General features: G+C 50.5%; 14 protein-coding genes. 12 read left to right on the top strand and 2 right to left on the bottom strand.

What is annotated here, in order from left to right; translation table 11 throughout:
* The first annotated feature begins 1 nt into the window (after position 1).
* From HUU59_04975 to HUU59_04920, 12 genes are all read left to right on the top strand, one after another.
* Positions 2 to 589, top strand: a complete 588-nt coding sequence (locus tag HUU59_04975; protein ID NUO18782.1) for a CDP-alcohol phosphatidyltransferase family protein — start codon at positions 2 to 4, stop codon at positions 587 to 589.
* A gap of 3 nt (positions 590 to 592) precedes the next feature.
* Positions 593 to 1,108, top strand: coding sequence for a phosphatidylglycerophosphatase A (locus HUU59_04970; GenBank protein ID NUO18781.1), 516 nt, complete (start codon positions 593 to 595; stop codon positions 1,106 to 1,108).
* On the top strand, positions 1,108 to 2,364 hold the full coding sequence (locus tag HUU59_04965) for a competence/damage-inducible protein A (GenBank protein NUO18780.1): 1,257 nt from the start codon (positions 1,108 to 1,110) through the stop codon (positions 2,362 to 2,364). Before HUU59_04970 ends, HUU59_04965 begins: the two co-directional genes overlap by 1 nt.
* Positions 2,365 to 2,367: 3 nt before the next feature.
* Positions 2,368 to 2,931 carry an RNA 2',3'-cyclic phosphodiesterase gene (gene thpR, locus HUU59_04960; GenBank protein ID NUO18779.1) on the top strand — a complete coding sequence of 188 codons (564 nt, stop codon included), beginning with the start codon at positions 2,368 to 2,370 and terminating at the stop codon, positions 2,929 to 2,931.
* Positions 2,932 to 2,949: 18 nt separating this feature from the next.
* Positions 2,950 to 3,420: an SRPBCC family protein gene (locus HUU59_04955; protein ID NUO18778.1), complete on the top strand. Its 471-nt coding sequence runs from the start codon at positions 2,950 to 2,952 to the stop codon at positions 3,418 to 3,420.
* A gap of 22 nt (positions 3,421 to 3,442) precedes the next feature.
* Complete coding sequence (gene recA / locus HUU59_04950; protein NUO18777.1) at positions 3,443 to 4,513, top strand: recombinase RecA; 1,071 nt, start codon at positions 3,443 to 3,445, stop codon at positions 4,511 to 4,513.
* Positions 4,514 to 4,694: 181 nt separating this feature from the next.
* Positions 4,695 to 5,117, top strand: a complete 423-nt coding sequence (locus HUU59_04945; protein ID NUO18776.1) for a hypothetical protein — start codon at positions 4,695 to 4,697, stop codon at positions 5,115 to 5,117.
* Positions 5,114 to 5,617: a regulatory protein RecX gene (locus HUU59_04940; GenBank protein ID NUO18775.1), complete on the top strand. Its 504-nt coding sequence runs from the start codon at positions 5,114 to 5,116 to the stop codon at positions 5,615 to 5,617. Before HUU59_04945 ends, HUU59_04940 begins: the two co-directional genes overlap by 4 nt.
* Before the next feature lie 47 nt (positions 5,618 to 5,664).
* Entirely contained in the window at positions 5,665 to 6,303 is a 639-nt protein-coding gene (locus HUU59_04935) for a hypothetical protein (protein NUO18774.1), read from the top strand.
* Between the two features lie 24 nt (positions 6,304 to 6,327).
* On the top strand, positions 6,328 to 8,994 hold the full coding sequence (alaS, locus tag HUU59_04930) for an alanine--tRNA ligase (GenBank protein ID NUO18773.1): 2,667 nt from the start codon (positions 6,328 to 6,330) through the stop codon (positions 8,992 to 8,994).
* Entirely contained in the window at positions 8,991 to 9,647 is a 657-nt protein-coding gene (locus HUU59_04925) for an SIS domain-containing protein (protein NUO18772.1), read from the top strand. The genes alaS and HUU59_04925 overlap by 4 nt, the downstream gene beginning before the upstream one ends.
* A complete protein-coding gene (locus HUU59_04920; GenBank protein ID NUO18771.1) occupies positions 9,644 to 11,737 on the top strand; it encodes a BatA domain-containing protein in 2,094 nt (697 codons plus the stop codon). The genes HUU59_04925 and HUU59_04920 overlap by 4 nt, the downstream gene beginning before the upstream one ends.
* A gap of 70 nt (positions 11,738 to 11,807) precedes the next feature.
* Here HUU59_04920 and HUU59_04915 read toward each other — a convergent pair whose 3' ends face one another.
* Positions 11,808 to 13,217, bottom strand: coding sequence for an exo-alpha-sialidase (locus HUU59_04915; GenBank protein NUO18770.1), 1,410 nt, complete (start codon positions 13,215 to 13,217; stop codon positions 11,808 to 11,810).
* Positions 13,218 to 13,224: 7 nt separating this feature from the next.
* Positions 13,225 to 14,190 (bottom strand): aspartate-semialdehyde dehydrogenase, encoded by a 966-nt coding sequence (locus tag HUU59_04910; GenBank protein ID NUO18769.1) that lies wholly within the window; start codon positions 14,188 to 14,190, stop codon positions 13,225 to 13,227.
* Between the last annotated feature and the right edge of the window lies 1 nt (position 14,191).

The raw sequence follows: 14,191 nt of genomic DNA, 5'->3' as shown, positions 1-14,191 counted from the left end.
CATGATTCCAGGATTCAATCTTGCCAATCAACTGACTCTCTCCCGACTCGCGTTGGGGCCGCTCTTTCTCATCGCCTATCTTGGCGAGTTCAAGTATTCAATCGAGTTCGCACTTGCCGTTGCGGTACTCATTGAAGCAACTGATGTGGCCGACGGCATCGCCGCCCGATCAAAGCAACAGGTATCGGACGTGGGAAAACTTCTCGACCCTATGAGCGATACGATTGCGAGAATTTCCTATTTTATTGGATTTCTTGTGATGGGTTTTGCGGCCGCATGGATGGTAGCCATAATTGTTTATCGTGATGTGGTTGTGGCTTACCTGCGGGTGTTTTCTGCCTTAACGGGTACTGCAATGGGCAGAAGGACAAGCGGAAAGTGGAAAGGAATTCTGCAGGGAGCTGTTTCCTTGACTATACTTACCCTGCATTGGATTCACCTGCGCCTCGCTCCGGTGCCTTACTTTGAACGGATTGTGTGGTGGATATTGGCGGGTGTCACAGTTTACACGGTCTTTACGTTGGTCGAATACCTGCATGGAAACCGGGAACTGCTCAAAGAGATTCGGCACCGAGGTCGCCCGATCTGATACATGACGCGACTTGAGATTATGGTTACAACCGTGCTGTGGACCGGATATTCGCCGATCGCACCGGCGACGATTGCATCCGCACTGGTCTGCTTTGTGCTATGGTTCTTTCCGTCGCTTCTCTCACCGTGGATGGGAATCGGACTGGCAATTCTCGCGTTGAGCGGAGTCTGGTTGTCCAACCGGTTCATCGAAAGTTATGAGGTTTCACCGCCGGGCAAGTTCGCGGCAGTACGGCGAAAGAACCCAAAGAAAGACGATCCTGATCCCGTAGTTTTTGATGAACTCGTCGGTCAATGGATTGCTCTCTTGGCCGCTCCGCACACAATAATCGGATTCTCATCGGCGTTCTTCCTGTTCCGGTTCTTTGACATCTTCAAAATTCTTGGCGCGAATCAACTGCAGAGATTGCCGCGAGGCTGGGGTGTCATGATGGATGATGTCTTAGCCGGCCTCTATGCGGCACTCGTGCTGTATGGTTTGAATCATTGGCAGCCTAATCTCTTGACTGCATTCTAATGGAAAGCAAACCAAAAAGCGAACTCATCACCGTCGGAGACGAGCTGCTCCTTGGCAGAACAGTCAACAGCAATGCCGCTTTTTTGGGGCAGCGATTAGCAGAGTGCGGAATTCCGGTCAAGTGGTCATCGTGCGTAGCAGACGATTTATCTGAAATCCAAGCCGCTATCAGTCTCGCCATGAATCGCGCGGACGTGATAATTCTCTCCGGCGGACTTGGCCCAACACCGGACGATCTGACACGCGATGCGATTGGTCAGCTATTCGGGTTGCCTTTGACAGAGTCTGCGGAACAGAGATCACATGTTGAGGAAATTTTCCGCAAGCTGGGGCGCGAAGTGCCAGTTCATTCTATGAACCAGACTCTGGTATTGGGTGGAACAATCCGCCTGGACAATCCATTAGGCACGGCAGCGGGGATATTTCTGGAGAGAAAAGGCCGACTCATTTTTGCCGTTCCGGGGGTTCCGCCGGAAATGGAGAAAATGTTTGACGAGCAGATTGCACCTATTATCGAGCGCCGGTTCTCAACTTCCAAGTATTTTGCAAAGACTCTTAGGCTTGCCGGAATTGGCGAATCGCAGCTGCTTGAAAAGCTTGGAAATCTCGATTTGCTGTCAAGGCGCGTTGTATTAGCATATCTCCCGCACCAGGGGCTACTTGACCTGCGACTCACTTCAACAGCAACTGATGAATTAGAAGCCGAGGCGGATATCGCCTTCGCGGAACATTTTATCCGTGAACGTGTTGCAGATCATATATACGCAACCGGTCGCGATACCCTTGCACAAGTAATTGGGGACATACTTGTAAATCGAGCACAATGGTTGACCACAGCTGAGAGCTGTACCGGCGGTTTGCTCTCTTCTATGATTACCGACACGCCGGGTGCATCGAGGTGGTTCTCGCGAGGATACGTCACTTATTCGAACAATTCCAAGGAAGCTCTGCTTGGTGTTGGCGAGAACACACTAAGTACGCATGGGGCAGTTTCCGAGCAGACAGTCAGAGAAATGGCGGAAGGGGCGCTGCGGAATGCGGGTGCCGACTGGGCTGTGAGTCTTTCCGGGATTGCAGGACCGGACGGGGGAACTGCGGAGAAGCCAGTTGGCACGGTGTGGATTGGCATATCCGGCAACAAGGAGACGATTGCTCGCAAGATTCTTGTTGGCAGCAGAAGCAGAGAATTGGTTAAAACCAGGGCGGCGCATCATGCGCTTTATCTTCTCTATCGGCAAATTGTGTCAGCCGGTTAAACTGTGAGACTGTTCATTGCCATAATGCTACCTGAGGAATGGCAGAGTATTCTGCGGGAACCTCAATTGAAAATCGGATGGCTGGGACGTGGAGTGAAGTGGGTGGAACCGGAAAATCTCCATTTAACGCTCAAATTTCTCGGTGAAACACCGGGTGAATTAGTTCCGCAGGTTGAGAGTGAAATCGGCCAAATCTGTGACTCGCTGACCCCGTTCCAGATTGCGATTCAGGGTACAGGCTGTTTTCCGAACAAGCAAAGGCCTCGCGCATATTGGGCGGGACTTACATCGTCAAGGTCGCTCGAAACGCTGCATTCAGGCCTTGAAGACTGCATGAGTCGCCTTGGGTTTGAACCTGATGACAAGAAGTTCGTGCCGCATCTTACGGTTGCCAGGATAAAGGAACCAATAGGCAAGGAACGAATGACGCAGGCGTTCTTGAACTTTGACCTTAGGAGCGCGCCATACAGCGTCGAGCGAGTCAGCCTTGTGCAGAGTGTCTTGCGGCAGGAAGGTCCGTTGTACAATGTGCTTCGAAGTTTTCCACTAAAAAATAATATGCAATAAACGAGACTGGGAATATTCGTGCCTAAGCAAATTATCACCACAGAAATTGAAGCGCCGATGTCACAGGTGTGGTCAGCGCTGACGGTGCCGAAGGAAGTCGAATTCTGGGCGCCAAACGTTCGTGACTTGCGAATTGAACCAAACGGTTCCTTTGCAAAGGATTCGCGGAGAATATTCAATTTGGATCTTGCCGGCAAAGATGTCACTCTCGAGACAACGATTACTCATTACGTTCCGAATGAGATGTTTGCCGAATCCGTGACAGGGGGAACAGCCGGTGTCCATGACAAAGCGGAGCATGTCAAGGTAATCTTTCGTTTGATTGAACTTGCAGAGAAGCGCTGCGCTCTTAACTTCACGATCGATTACGAGATGAAGGGCTTTATGAACAAGATGCTGGAAAAGGTGATAATGGGGGCGCTGCTGTCCCAATACAAACTCTGGTTTGAAAGGCTGAAGACTTACGCCGAAACGGGCAGGCCGGTATAAATTTAATCCCAGCGGGTGAACTATGAGCAAACCTCTTGATACGGAAAAGCAAAAGAATCTTGATCTGACGCTTGCGCAGATTGACAAGCAGTATGGCAAGGGCTCCATCATGCGGCTTGGGGACAATGGTCCCACACAGCGCATGGACGTGATATCCACCGGTTCACTGTCGCTCGATGCGGCACTGGGCATCGGTGGCGTACCGCGCGGCAGAGTTATTGAAGTGTATGGACCAGAGTCATCAGGCAAAACAACACTTGCGCTGACGATAATCGCAGAAGCCCAGAAGAAAGGCGGAAAAGCTGCAATTATTGACGCTGAGCATGCGCTGGATCCAAACTATGCACGTGCGCTTGGTGTGGATATCGACGACTTACTTGTTTCGCAGCCGGATACCGGTGAACAGGCACTGGATATCGCTGAAATGCTGATTCGTTCGGGTGCGCTTGATGTGATCGTTGTTGACTCTGTTGCGGCACTGGTTCCAAAGGCGGAAATTGAAGGAGAAATGGGCGATTCACTTCCTGGTTTACAGGCGCGTCTGATGAGCCAGGCCATGCGCAAGCTAACCGCTGTAGTTGCGCGTTCTCGAACTTCACTGATTTTCATCAATCAGCTTCGAATGAAAATAGGCGTCATGTTCGGAAATCCCGAGACGACGACCGGAGGTAACGCGCTGAAGTTCTACAGCTCCATTCGGATGGAGATTCGAAGAATGGCGTCAATCAAGGACGGCGAGACGATTGTCGGGAACCGAACCAAGGTAAAGGTTGTAAAGAATAAGGTAGCTCCACCCTTCCGAGAGGCGGAGTTTGACATTATTTACGGTCAGGGAATTGAGAAAGTCGGCGACATGCTCGACTTGGCCGCTACTCTGGAAATCGTCAGTAAATCCGGCACGTGGTACTCATTCAAGGACGAACGTCTCGGTCAAGGCCGGGAAAGAGTGATTACCGCGTTGAAGGAGCAACCTGACTTGCTCAAAACAATTGAGTCCGAAGTTCGCCGCGAAATGGGATTTGTTACTGCTGAAATTGAACCGCAACCAGCTCAAGAATCTGAAAATTCCAAACCTCGATCCAAGAAGGCATAGCATTTGTCTATTCCTGGTCGCTCTGACAATTTTAAGCTGGCCAAGCGGAGCGCGAGCATACCACTTAGCTCTGACAACGGGGTATGCAAATTCAGGCACGCCTGAGACCGGCCCAGGTGTTGAACGAGGCGGTTTGTTCACAAGCGGTTCCGGATACACTGCACATGTGAGATTTGAATCTGTGCGCAGAAGCATCACGTGGGGACCGTCGTTCCTCTTCTGGAATAATTTGACCGGAAACTCGACGAATGACACGCGGACGAACTATTTTCAACTCGAAATTGGCGGCCGAGCTTCATATCGAATGACGCTTGAGCCGGATTTGTATACGGGAGTGGGTGTTGGTTATTCGTTTGCACAGGGTGCGTATCGAAATCGATTTTTTGACGGGTACGAGTATACTTTTGATGGTGACTTTCCGACTGCATCGGTCCATCTTGGGTTTAAGTCAGACGCATCAGAGAACGGGATCGGTGTCGTAGGAGAATTGTCTTATCATTGGGGCCTTGATGAGCCGAATGGCCGCAACACCATTGGACCAGCCAAGGCATATCTTGTTCAAATTGGCGTGTTTTTCGATTCAGATAACATGATGGGCCGATGAAAAGCGATACGAAGATAACACCGAAAGAGGATGTTCTGCCGTATGCTGTCAAGTTGCTTGCGTCTCGGTCATATTCAACTCGAAGACTTCGAAGTAAGTTGCGTGAAAAAGGGTATGTGGCCGAGCAAATCGACGAAGCCATTGCGAAGTTGACTGAGAGGAAGCTGCTTGACGATCGAAGGTTCGCCGAGGGATTTGTCAGAACACGTGTTGAGTCTCATCCGAGAGGCAGAACTGCGCTGGTCAGAGATCTTGTGACGCGAGGGGTTTCAGGCTCAGTCGCAAATCAAGCAGTCAATGAACAGCTGTCGGCCGAACAGGAACTGGATCTTGCAAAGGACTTGATTCGACGTAAGTCACGGCAATATGATAGTCTCGAACCGGAGACAAGGCGACGTCGACTGGTCGCGCTGCTTGCCAGGCGGGGATTTCGCCCAGATACGATTCATCAAGCGTTGTCAATTTCAAATAGCGAACCAAGCACCGAGGAAGCATATTGAGTATTGATCGCATTTCTTGACTTGCCGAAACATGGGATTGCACAAAAATGCGACTGATATTCGCCTTATCTGTTTTGTTTTCGGGTTTAGCCTCTGCCGGAGAGATTGCAAGACCGTCGTATGCAGAAATTCAAGTGGGATTGGCCACATCGCTGGCATACACGACATTTAGAGATGTCGAAAGTGATCGGGTCGCACCGGGATCACTTGGCACAACACTGATGTTCAGCGGATACTTTCCGTTGAACAATTCCTTCATTCTTAGTCCGACTTTTGCATTATTGTCCACGGATGGTGAAGTCAGTGATGATCCCTCCCATCCGTCAGTATTTGATATTCGATTTCACCAAAGGGAGTTCGGCGCGGATGCGCTAATCTGTCCGGGCGACTTAAGTCGTTTGATGGCAGGCTTGGGCGCGTCTTTAGCCTGGTGGACGGCTGCTGAGGACAATGCGCGGGTTTCAGGAGATCCGGACGATCCTGTTTATGAGCGTGGGCGCACAATCGAAGGTAAGTCACTAATGGCGCGAGGCGTTTTACACCTTGCGTTGAGAAATCCCCAAGTCTCAGGAGCATCCATAAAGTTTGTCGCAGCCTGGCCGCTCGCAGAGTTGTTGCGACTCAATAATACCGCCGCGACAGGCTATGTAGGCCTGCAATGCGGCTTTTCTATGATCCTAAATTAGCCAACTGGACATTACAACACATACATGACCGCTGCAGAAATTCGTCAGCAATTCCTTGAGTTTTTTCGTGAACGAAATCACTTGATCGTTCCGTCCGCACCTGTCGTTCCGCAGGACGATTCGACATTGCTCTTCACCAATGCCGGTATGAATCAATTCAAGCCTTACTTCCTTGGGCAGGCAAAACCGGAATCTCCACGCATTGCCGACACACAAAAGTGCATAAGAGTCTCAGGGAAGCATAATGACCTCGAAGAAGTCGGAGTGTCTCCTTACCACCATACGTTCTTTGAGATGCTTGGGAATTGGAGTTTCGGAGACTATTTCAAACGCGAATCTATAAAGTGGGGATGGGAATTGATGACAGAAGTCTTCAATTTGCCCAAGGACAAATTGTATGCGACCGTATATGAAACAGATGATGAAGCTGAGGAAATCTGGAAGTCTGAAACAGACATAGTTCCATCTCATGTCTTGCGATTCGGGAAGAAGGACAACTGGTGGTCGATGGGCGACACGGGACCCTGCGGACCCTGCACGGAGATTCACATTGACCGTGGTCCGGACTTTGATGACGACCCGGCTGCATTTGTCAATACGGGCTCAAGGCGGTACATTGAACTCTGGAACCATGTCTTCATTCAGTTTGACTCACAGCCGGACGGAAAGTTGGTCCAACTTCCTGCCAAGCATGTTGATACCGGCGCGGGATTGGAGCGGCTAGCGACAGTTCTTGGGGGTTATAAATCGAACTACGACACGGATCTTTTTCAACCGATTATCAAAGCAATCGTCGATCGGTCAGGCAAGCCATATTCAAATGACGAGTCCGGTATTCCTCATAGAGTAATCGCCGATCACCTGCGCTGTCTGACATTTGCAATCGGCGATGGCGCCATGCCCGGTAATGAAGGCAGAGGCTACGTGCTGCGTCGAATTCTTCGCCGAGGCGCCAGATTCGGCCGAAAACTTGAATTGCATGAACCATTCCTGTTCACGCTTGTTCCTGTGCTCGTTGATACCATGGGAAAGATTTTTCCTGAGATAAAAGATCGGCATGCACACATTGCTCGTGTAATTGAGGCTGAGGAATCGCACTTCGGGAAGACATTGGACCGCGGTTTGGAGCAGTTTGATTCCGTTGTTTCTGGATTATTGAAGAGCGGACAGAAGGAGATTCCGGGCGAAGAAGTATTCAAACTGTATGATACGTTTGGTTTCCCTCTTGACTTGACTCAATTGCTTGCACGCGAAAACGGGTTGATTGTGGATGAATCAGGCTTTCAACAGTCCATGGAACAGCAACGTGCGCGCGCCCGATCAGCTGGCGCCTTTCGAGCAGGCAAGGAAGAGTTCGTTGTTGACGGAGAATTGCCCGAAACGAGTTTTCGCGGTTACTCAACTCTGTCCGCGGCGACCAAGTTATTGCCGCTCTCTCTAGACGAAGAGACTGGTCGTCTGATTTTCACTCCCCTTGAATCACCGTTTTACGTTGAGTCGGGCGGTCAAGTTGCCGATACGGGAACAGTAGAGATTCATTGCGGTGACGAGATTACTATTGCCGAAATAACGAACGTCGTGCGACGAGATAAGGCCATTCTGCACTCAGCTGTCCTGTCGGGAGTGTCACCTGATCTGCGCGAGGCGGTTCATAATAAGACTTGGTTAACAGGATATTTGACTGTCTCGAGGGAACGCAGGCTTCCGACAGAGTACAATCATACCTCCACTCATTTGCTGCATGCGGCTTTACGATCGACCTTTGGCGATCACGTTCATCAAGCAGGTTCGTATGTCGGTCCTGATTACCTTAGATTTGACTATACGCACTTCAATAAGCCGACGCATGAGGAACTCTTCAACATCGAACGGCAAGTGAATGACTGGATTCGTGGAAACTTTGCCGTGACACCTCAAGTTCTGCCGCTGAAGAAGGCCCAATCTCTCGGGGCAATGGCACTGTTTGGTGAAAAGTACGGCGACGAAGTCCGCATGGTGGAAATTTCGGATGACGACATAGTTGTATCCCGGGAACTTTGCGGTGGTTGCCATGTGAGGCGAACTGGTGATATCGGTTCCTTTGTCATCAAAGCAGAAACGTCTGCAGCCGCCGGCGTCCGTAGAATCGAAGCGCTTACAGGGGAGGCTGCTTGGCATTATCTTGCCGAACAAAGGGCTAAAGTAGAAGAGTTCGTGGAGATACTAGGCAGCGCTGGCAGCGATCCTGCCGAAAAGCTTAAACTGGCGTTAGAGGAGAAACGCAAGCTTGTGAAGGAGCTTGAGCTGTTACGCGGGCAGGTCGCCGGCTCTGCAATGCAGTCGCTGGTCGCTAACGCCAAGAGTGTCGACGGCTTCCGCATCGTCGCTGAAAAAGTGAATGCTCAAAACTTGGATCAGCTTAAAGACATGGGCGATGCATTACGTGAACAGCTTGGCAGCGGAATTGGTATTCTAGCCATGGTCTCAGAAGACAAACCAACTATAGTTGTCGTAGTCACTCCTGACTTGGTAAAGAAAGGCTGGGACGCAGTGCCAATTGTAAAGGAACTTGCAAAGCCCTTGCGGGGTGGTGGCGGCGGCAAGCCGCATTTGGCTACTGCAGGCGGAAAGGACGCGAGTGCACTTGGAGCCGTTCTCGCCGAAAGTGCGGAAGTGGTATTGCGATTTGAACCCGTAAAGGCAGCAGAATGAACCGGCAAGAATTTAAGTCCAAAGGAAGCGATCAGCTAATAGTCGGAGCTGTTGAGAAACTGCATCGCGCGGTGCAAGATGCCGCAACGATGCACAGTCAGCTTTCGATGCATTGTTTTGCTGATCTTACCGCGATTGCGGAAGCTTCAGCGACGAGTCTTCGGAATGGCGGCAGACTATTTTTCTGCGGCAATGGAGGTTCCGCCGCGGAGTGTCAGCATCTGGCTACAGAATTCGTAGTAAGACTTTCGTCTCACCGAGAACGGCAAGCCCTCGCGGCAATCGCATTGACCACAGATACTTCATTGCTTACCGCTTGTTCCAATGACTATGGGTTTGACAACGTTTTCGCCAGACAGCTGGAGGCTCTCGCGAGAGCCGGAGACGTTGTGTTCCTACTCTCGACATCCGGCCGCTCCCAAAACTTGATCGGAGCTGCGCAAGTTTGTGCAGGCATAGGTGCTAAAGTTGTCGGATTTCTGGGAAGCGCTTCCACACCGCTCGACAAATATCTTGATTTCGCCCTAAGAATCCCCTCTACTTCAGGCCAGCGAGTTCAGGAAGCACATCTACTTTGCGGACACATGATGGTTGAGTTGATTGAAGATCTCCTGCTTTACGACGGTGACGAAACTACGCGGCCGGCAAGATGACTTTTCTTAATTCAGCACTTCTTGCCGCACTTTCCCTTGGATTGATTCCGATTCTGATCCATTTGTTGAATCGGCAGCGATTCAAGCAGGTGGAATTCCCCACACTCAGATTTCTGCAGGAAATGCAGCGGCAGAAAATGCGACGGGTAAAGGTTCGACAGTGGATTTTACTTGCACTGCGCACACTTGCCGTAGTTGCACTTGTGCTTGCGATGGCCAGGCCGGTTCTGAAATCCGAAGCGGGAATAATCGGCGGCGGTGAGGCACGCGCCAGCGTCATCTTGGTCCTTGACCGCACGGCTTCCATGAGTACGGAATCCGAGGGCGGGACAAGGTTCCGTGAGCTTCAGGTACGAGCTCAAGAAATCGTGAAGTCACTTGGCTCAAACGACGAAATTCAACTTGTTTGGGCTGATGCTACACCAACGGTCTACCCTGATTCTCCAACTCAGCATCGTGCTTTGATCGGTGAAGCGATTGAAGCTGCAACCACCTCAGAAGCTGGCGGCTCACTGATTGATGCTGTCGGCATGGCAAGATCGCTGCTTGGCAAGTCTCAGAATCTGCTCAAAGAAGTGTATGTACTTTCCGATTTCAGCGCGAGCGCCTGGCCGGATGAGTTGCCTCAGGTACCAATTTTACCGGATGATGTCAGACTGTACGTGCTGCCAGTCGGTTCGGCACAGGGTGCAAATATCGGGGTTACTTCATCAGAAATCATATCCCGCCTTATTGTTCCGGGAAGGTCAGTTGAACTCGGGTTTGAATTGACAAACAGCAGTGACAGCGACGTAAAGGATCGAATTGTAAGCGTGTATCTTGATGGCAAGAGGGTCGCTCAGACCAGAATTTCGCTTGGGGCCGGCGAGACGAGAGAAGAACGAATCAGATTTGTTCCTGAAAGTGTCGGCGAATTGTCGGGATACGTAAGGCTGGAAGATACGGATACTTTTGCCGGAGATGACATTCGGCGTTTCGTATTGCGTGTACCGGGGCGCCTGAATGTGGCTGTAGCCGGTTCTGACGGTCCGAGTCGAAGGTTGACGGCGTTGGCTTTGGATCCCACAAGTCGAGGGGAATCGTTTATACACGTTTTAGAGCTTTCAGCTCTTCAATTGGAAGCCGAAGACTGGAATGTTTTTGACGCACTTTTTATTGTCGACGCGCCACAATTTTCGGGCGCGTTCGCGGAACGTGCGCGTGCATATCTTCACTCCGGAAGGGGAATATTCATTGCGGGCGGACCAAATTTTGACGCTCGATCACATTCGGCGTGGATGCAGAGCATTGGCTTGCCTGCTGCAAGCGGAGTTGAGCAGCTCGGAGAATCCGGAATAAAGTGGTCAAAGGTGGATCTTGATCATCCACTCTTTGAAGGGGTGTTTCAAGATAAGCCGGTCGATGTATCCCCTGAGTTCAAGCAAAGGTTTGAACTGACCCGTGGCACATCCGGAGCTGCAAGCATAATCGAGAGCTCCGATGGTAAGGCCTTTCTCGTCGAAGCAACCCAAGGCCGCGGCCGCGCGCTCTTCCTTAACAGCTCGCCAGACCCTGACTGGTCTACCCTTTATCGGACAGGAATCTTTTCGCCATTAATGACAGGCAGCGCAGCATACTTAGCTGGCACCGGCGGTGCGGGCATGGATTACACGCTAACTGTTGGAAAGCCGGCTGAAATCATTCTTAGAAATTCAGATCAACTCCAATACGATTTGGTCAAGGATGCATTGAGTACTCGTTTGACTGCTGTTCCTGTTACAGGCGGTCAATTAGTCAAGTTCCCTGCCTTGGAAAGCACCGGAGAATATCTCTTGAAGCAGGAAGGCCGGACGGTAAAGGCAATCGTTGTCAATATACCTGAAGAGGAATCAGAAGTTCAGGCCGTAGCAAATGAGGAAATGTTTGCATTGCTTGGCGGACAAATCTCGGAGTTGTCAAGACTTCAAAGTATTGAAAGCACGATTCGGGAAGGCCGATATGGAAGGGAACTCTGGAAGCTGTTTCTTTATCTTGCTCTGGGATTGTTAGTTACAGAGATGCTCATTGCGCGTACACCAAAGAAAGACAGCTTGGCACCCGAACTCGCCTGACACAGATATTCAGAATTACAAGAAAGAGAGGCTCTCGTTATGAGAGCCTCTCTTTTTGGATGTCGCTGGCTTAGTGGGCAATTTGGATCAGAATTGGCGAAGAGTCGCCTGCGCTCAAGAGATATGTCCCGCTTGCAATTTGTTCAGGCACCGCCCATACGCCGCGTGGCCCGCTGAGAGCAGCCTCGGCGACGAGTCGTCCAAGTATATCATACATCTGAAGTTTCACAGGCATCGTGTTAGGCAATCTATATTCAATCATTCCGTGCATTGAACTTGGCGAAAGCTGAACTTCTGAGGGGCTCTCGGGCTGCTCTCCTATTACGGATAGACCTCGCCAAGATGCGTCGAAAAAGACATCTCCGTCTTCACCGACGATTCGACCTGTCCAAACAGCTGCAAAGCCTTCTTGATCACGTGTTGCATGAAAGCCGTCATCTACAATAAAGTCATCATTCCCGCACACTTCAGTTTCGGGCTGCCAGTTCCACGGTTCATCAAGCGATGCCGTCCGCGTGTATATCTGACCAGTTTGCAATTGAACCTGTAATCGCCCGTAAAACAATCCAATGATCTCATCAGAAATAACAACCGACGGCTTCACATCATCGAAGGCGTGATTTGTTAACTGTAGCGGTTGCGACCACGAAACACCGTTGTCGGGAGAATATGTGGAATAGATGTCGTTTGCAATGGAGGAACTGTTTCTTCTTTGATAGGTCAGAACAAGCGTTTCTTCAAAACCGGAGATGTCCGGCGCTACCTGGGAATAGGAACTTGTATCGGGCGTTATACGACTCGACCACGATTGACCAATGTCATCTGAATAATAAAGCGCCACCTGGGGACCAGTCGAACCGGGTCTGTCAAATGACATCGCCGCCCACAGTCGTTCTGCGTCACCCGTCCATGTGTAAGCCCCTGACACAGACGCATTCGAATCTTGAATAGCGAAGGCCGAGTCTATTGTCCCCAAATGAGACAATGAGAATGCCTGATCTTCCGATAGAAAATAATCAAGCAAAGTGGCATTCTGCGAGTTTCGATATAGGACAAGTCCATGAAGATAGCTCTCATCCTGATCAAAATCGGAATCTACAAACAGCCGCGCTTTCAGAATAGTTGTCTGACTCGGGAGTACGGCAATTCCCCAATTGTCTTCCCAGTTGCTTTCCGAATGACTAATCCGACGCAAGTGTCCGTCTGAGCTAAATATAAATGTATACTGAGAATCAGCCGCAACCCAAAACTGAGTCAGGTTTTCATCACTATGAAGATCGGCGAAAGCCTGCCAGGCCTCGCCGCGCAAACTTGACAGGCGAGTGCGAATTCGCTGACTGTCCGTTAGACAGAATGCACGGAATTGGCCATTTGGGATAGGGACAATCTGCGGCGAAAACTCTGCCGCATTCGTTCCAAAGACAACGGCATCCTGGCTCCAGTCAAGCTGTGCAAGCGCGTCACCAGCGGTCAATACCAACCAAAAACTACAGATCAGCCCAGTATTGAAGAATTTGAATTGCATTTGAGGCAGCACCTTTCCTCGTGTTATCACCGGCGACCCAGAAATGCAACCATTTGCCATCCTGGGGATCGACTCTGATGCGACCAACCCGGACATCCTGTTCTCCTGCAATCTGAGCCGGTGTTGAATAGTATGCTCCGTCGGACTTCAATCCATTGAAATTCTCGAATGCAGAATTTGCCTCCTCAAGATTAGTATGTCTGTCTAGTTCGACACTAACTGCAGCACAATGGCCGATTTCTACGGGCACTCTTACCGCAGTGGCGGAAACGTGCAGGTCCGGCAAGCGGAGAATCTTGCGGATCTCGTTACTTATTTTTGACTCTTCGCCAGTGTAATTCGTTGGCTCAAAACCACCGATCTCCGGGAAAAGGTTGCCGGAAATTCTGTGCGGAAAGACTGACCTTGAATCCGGACTGCCTTGCATTTGCGCCCTGAGTTCATCGCACGCCGCACTCCCGGCACCACTAACGCTTTGGTAAGTCGAAATTATCACTTTCCTAAGATTGTAGCTTCTTGTCAAGGGCGCAAGAGACATAAGGACCACTGATGCCGAGCAATTTGGATTCGCCACAAGCCTGCAATTCGATTGAATCGCATCAGAGTTGATTTCCGGAATCACCAGTGGTACGTTCTCTTCCATTCTGTGAGCGCTGGAGTGATCTATTACCCTGATTCCCCGGGCTATCAATTTGGGCGCTAGTTCCCTCGAAAGTTCCGATGATAAAGCCATGATGGCAAACTCTGCCTCCAAGTCATCAGAGATCGCTTGGACTGGATATTCTTTATCGCCGACGCGCACCTGCCTGCCGGTTGATCCAGATGACGCAAACAAGGACAGCTTGAAAATCGGTATATTCCACTCTTCAAGAATTTTCAGAGTCGTCTGTCCGACCATTCCGGTTGCGCCGATAAGTGCGAGATTCACT

The sequence above is a fragment of the bacterium genome, assembly GCA_013360195.1.
Taxonomy (GTDB): Bacteria; Electryoneota; RPQS01; order RPQS01; family RPQS01; genus JABWCQ01.
This window is presented reverse-complemented; position numbering and strand designations above follow the sequence as displayed.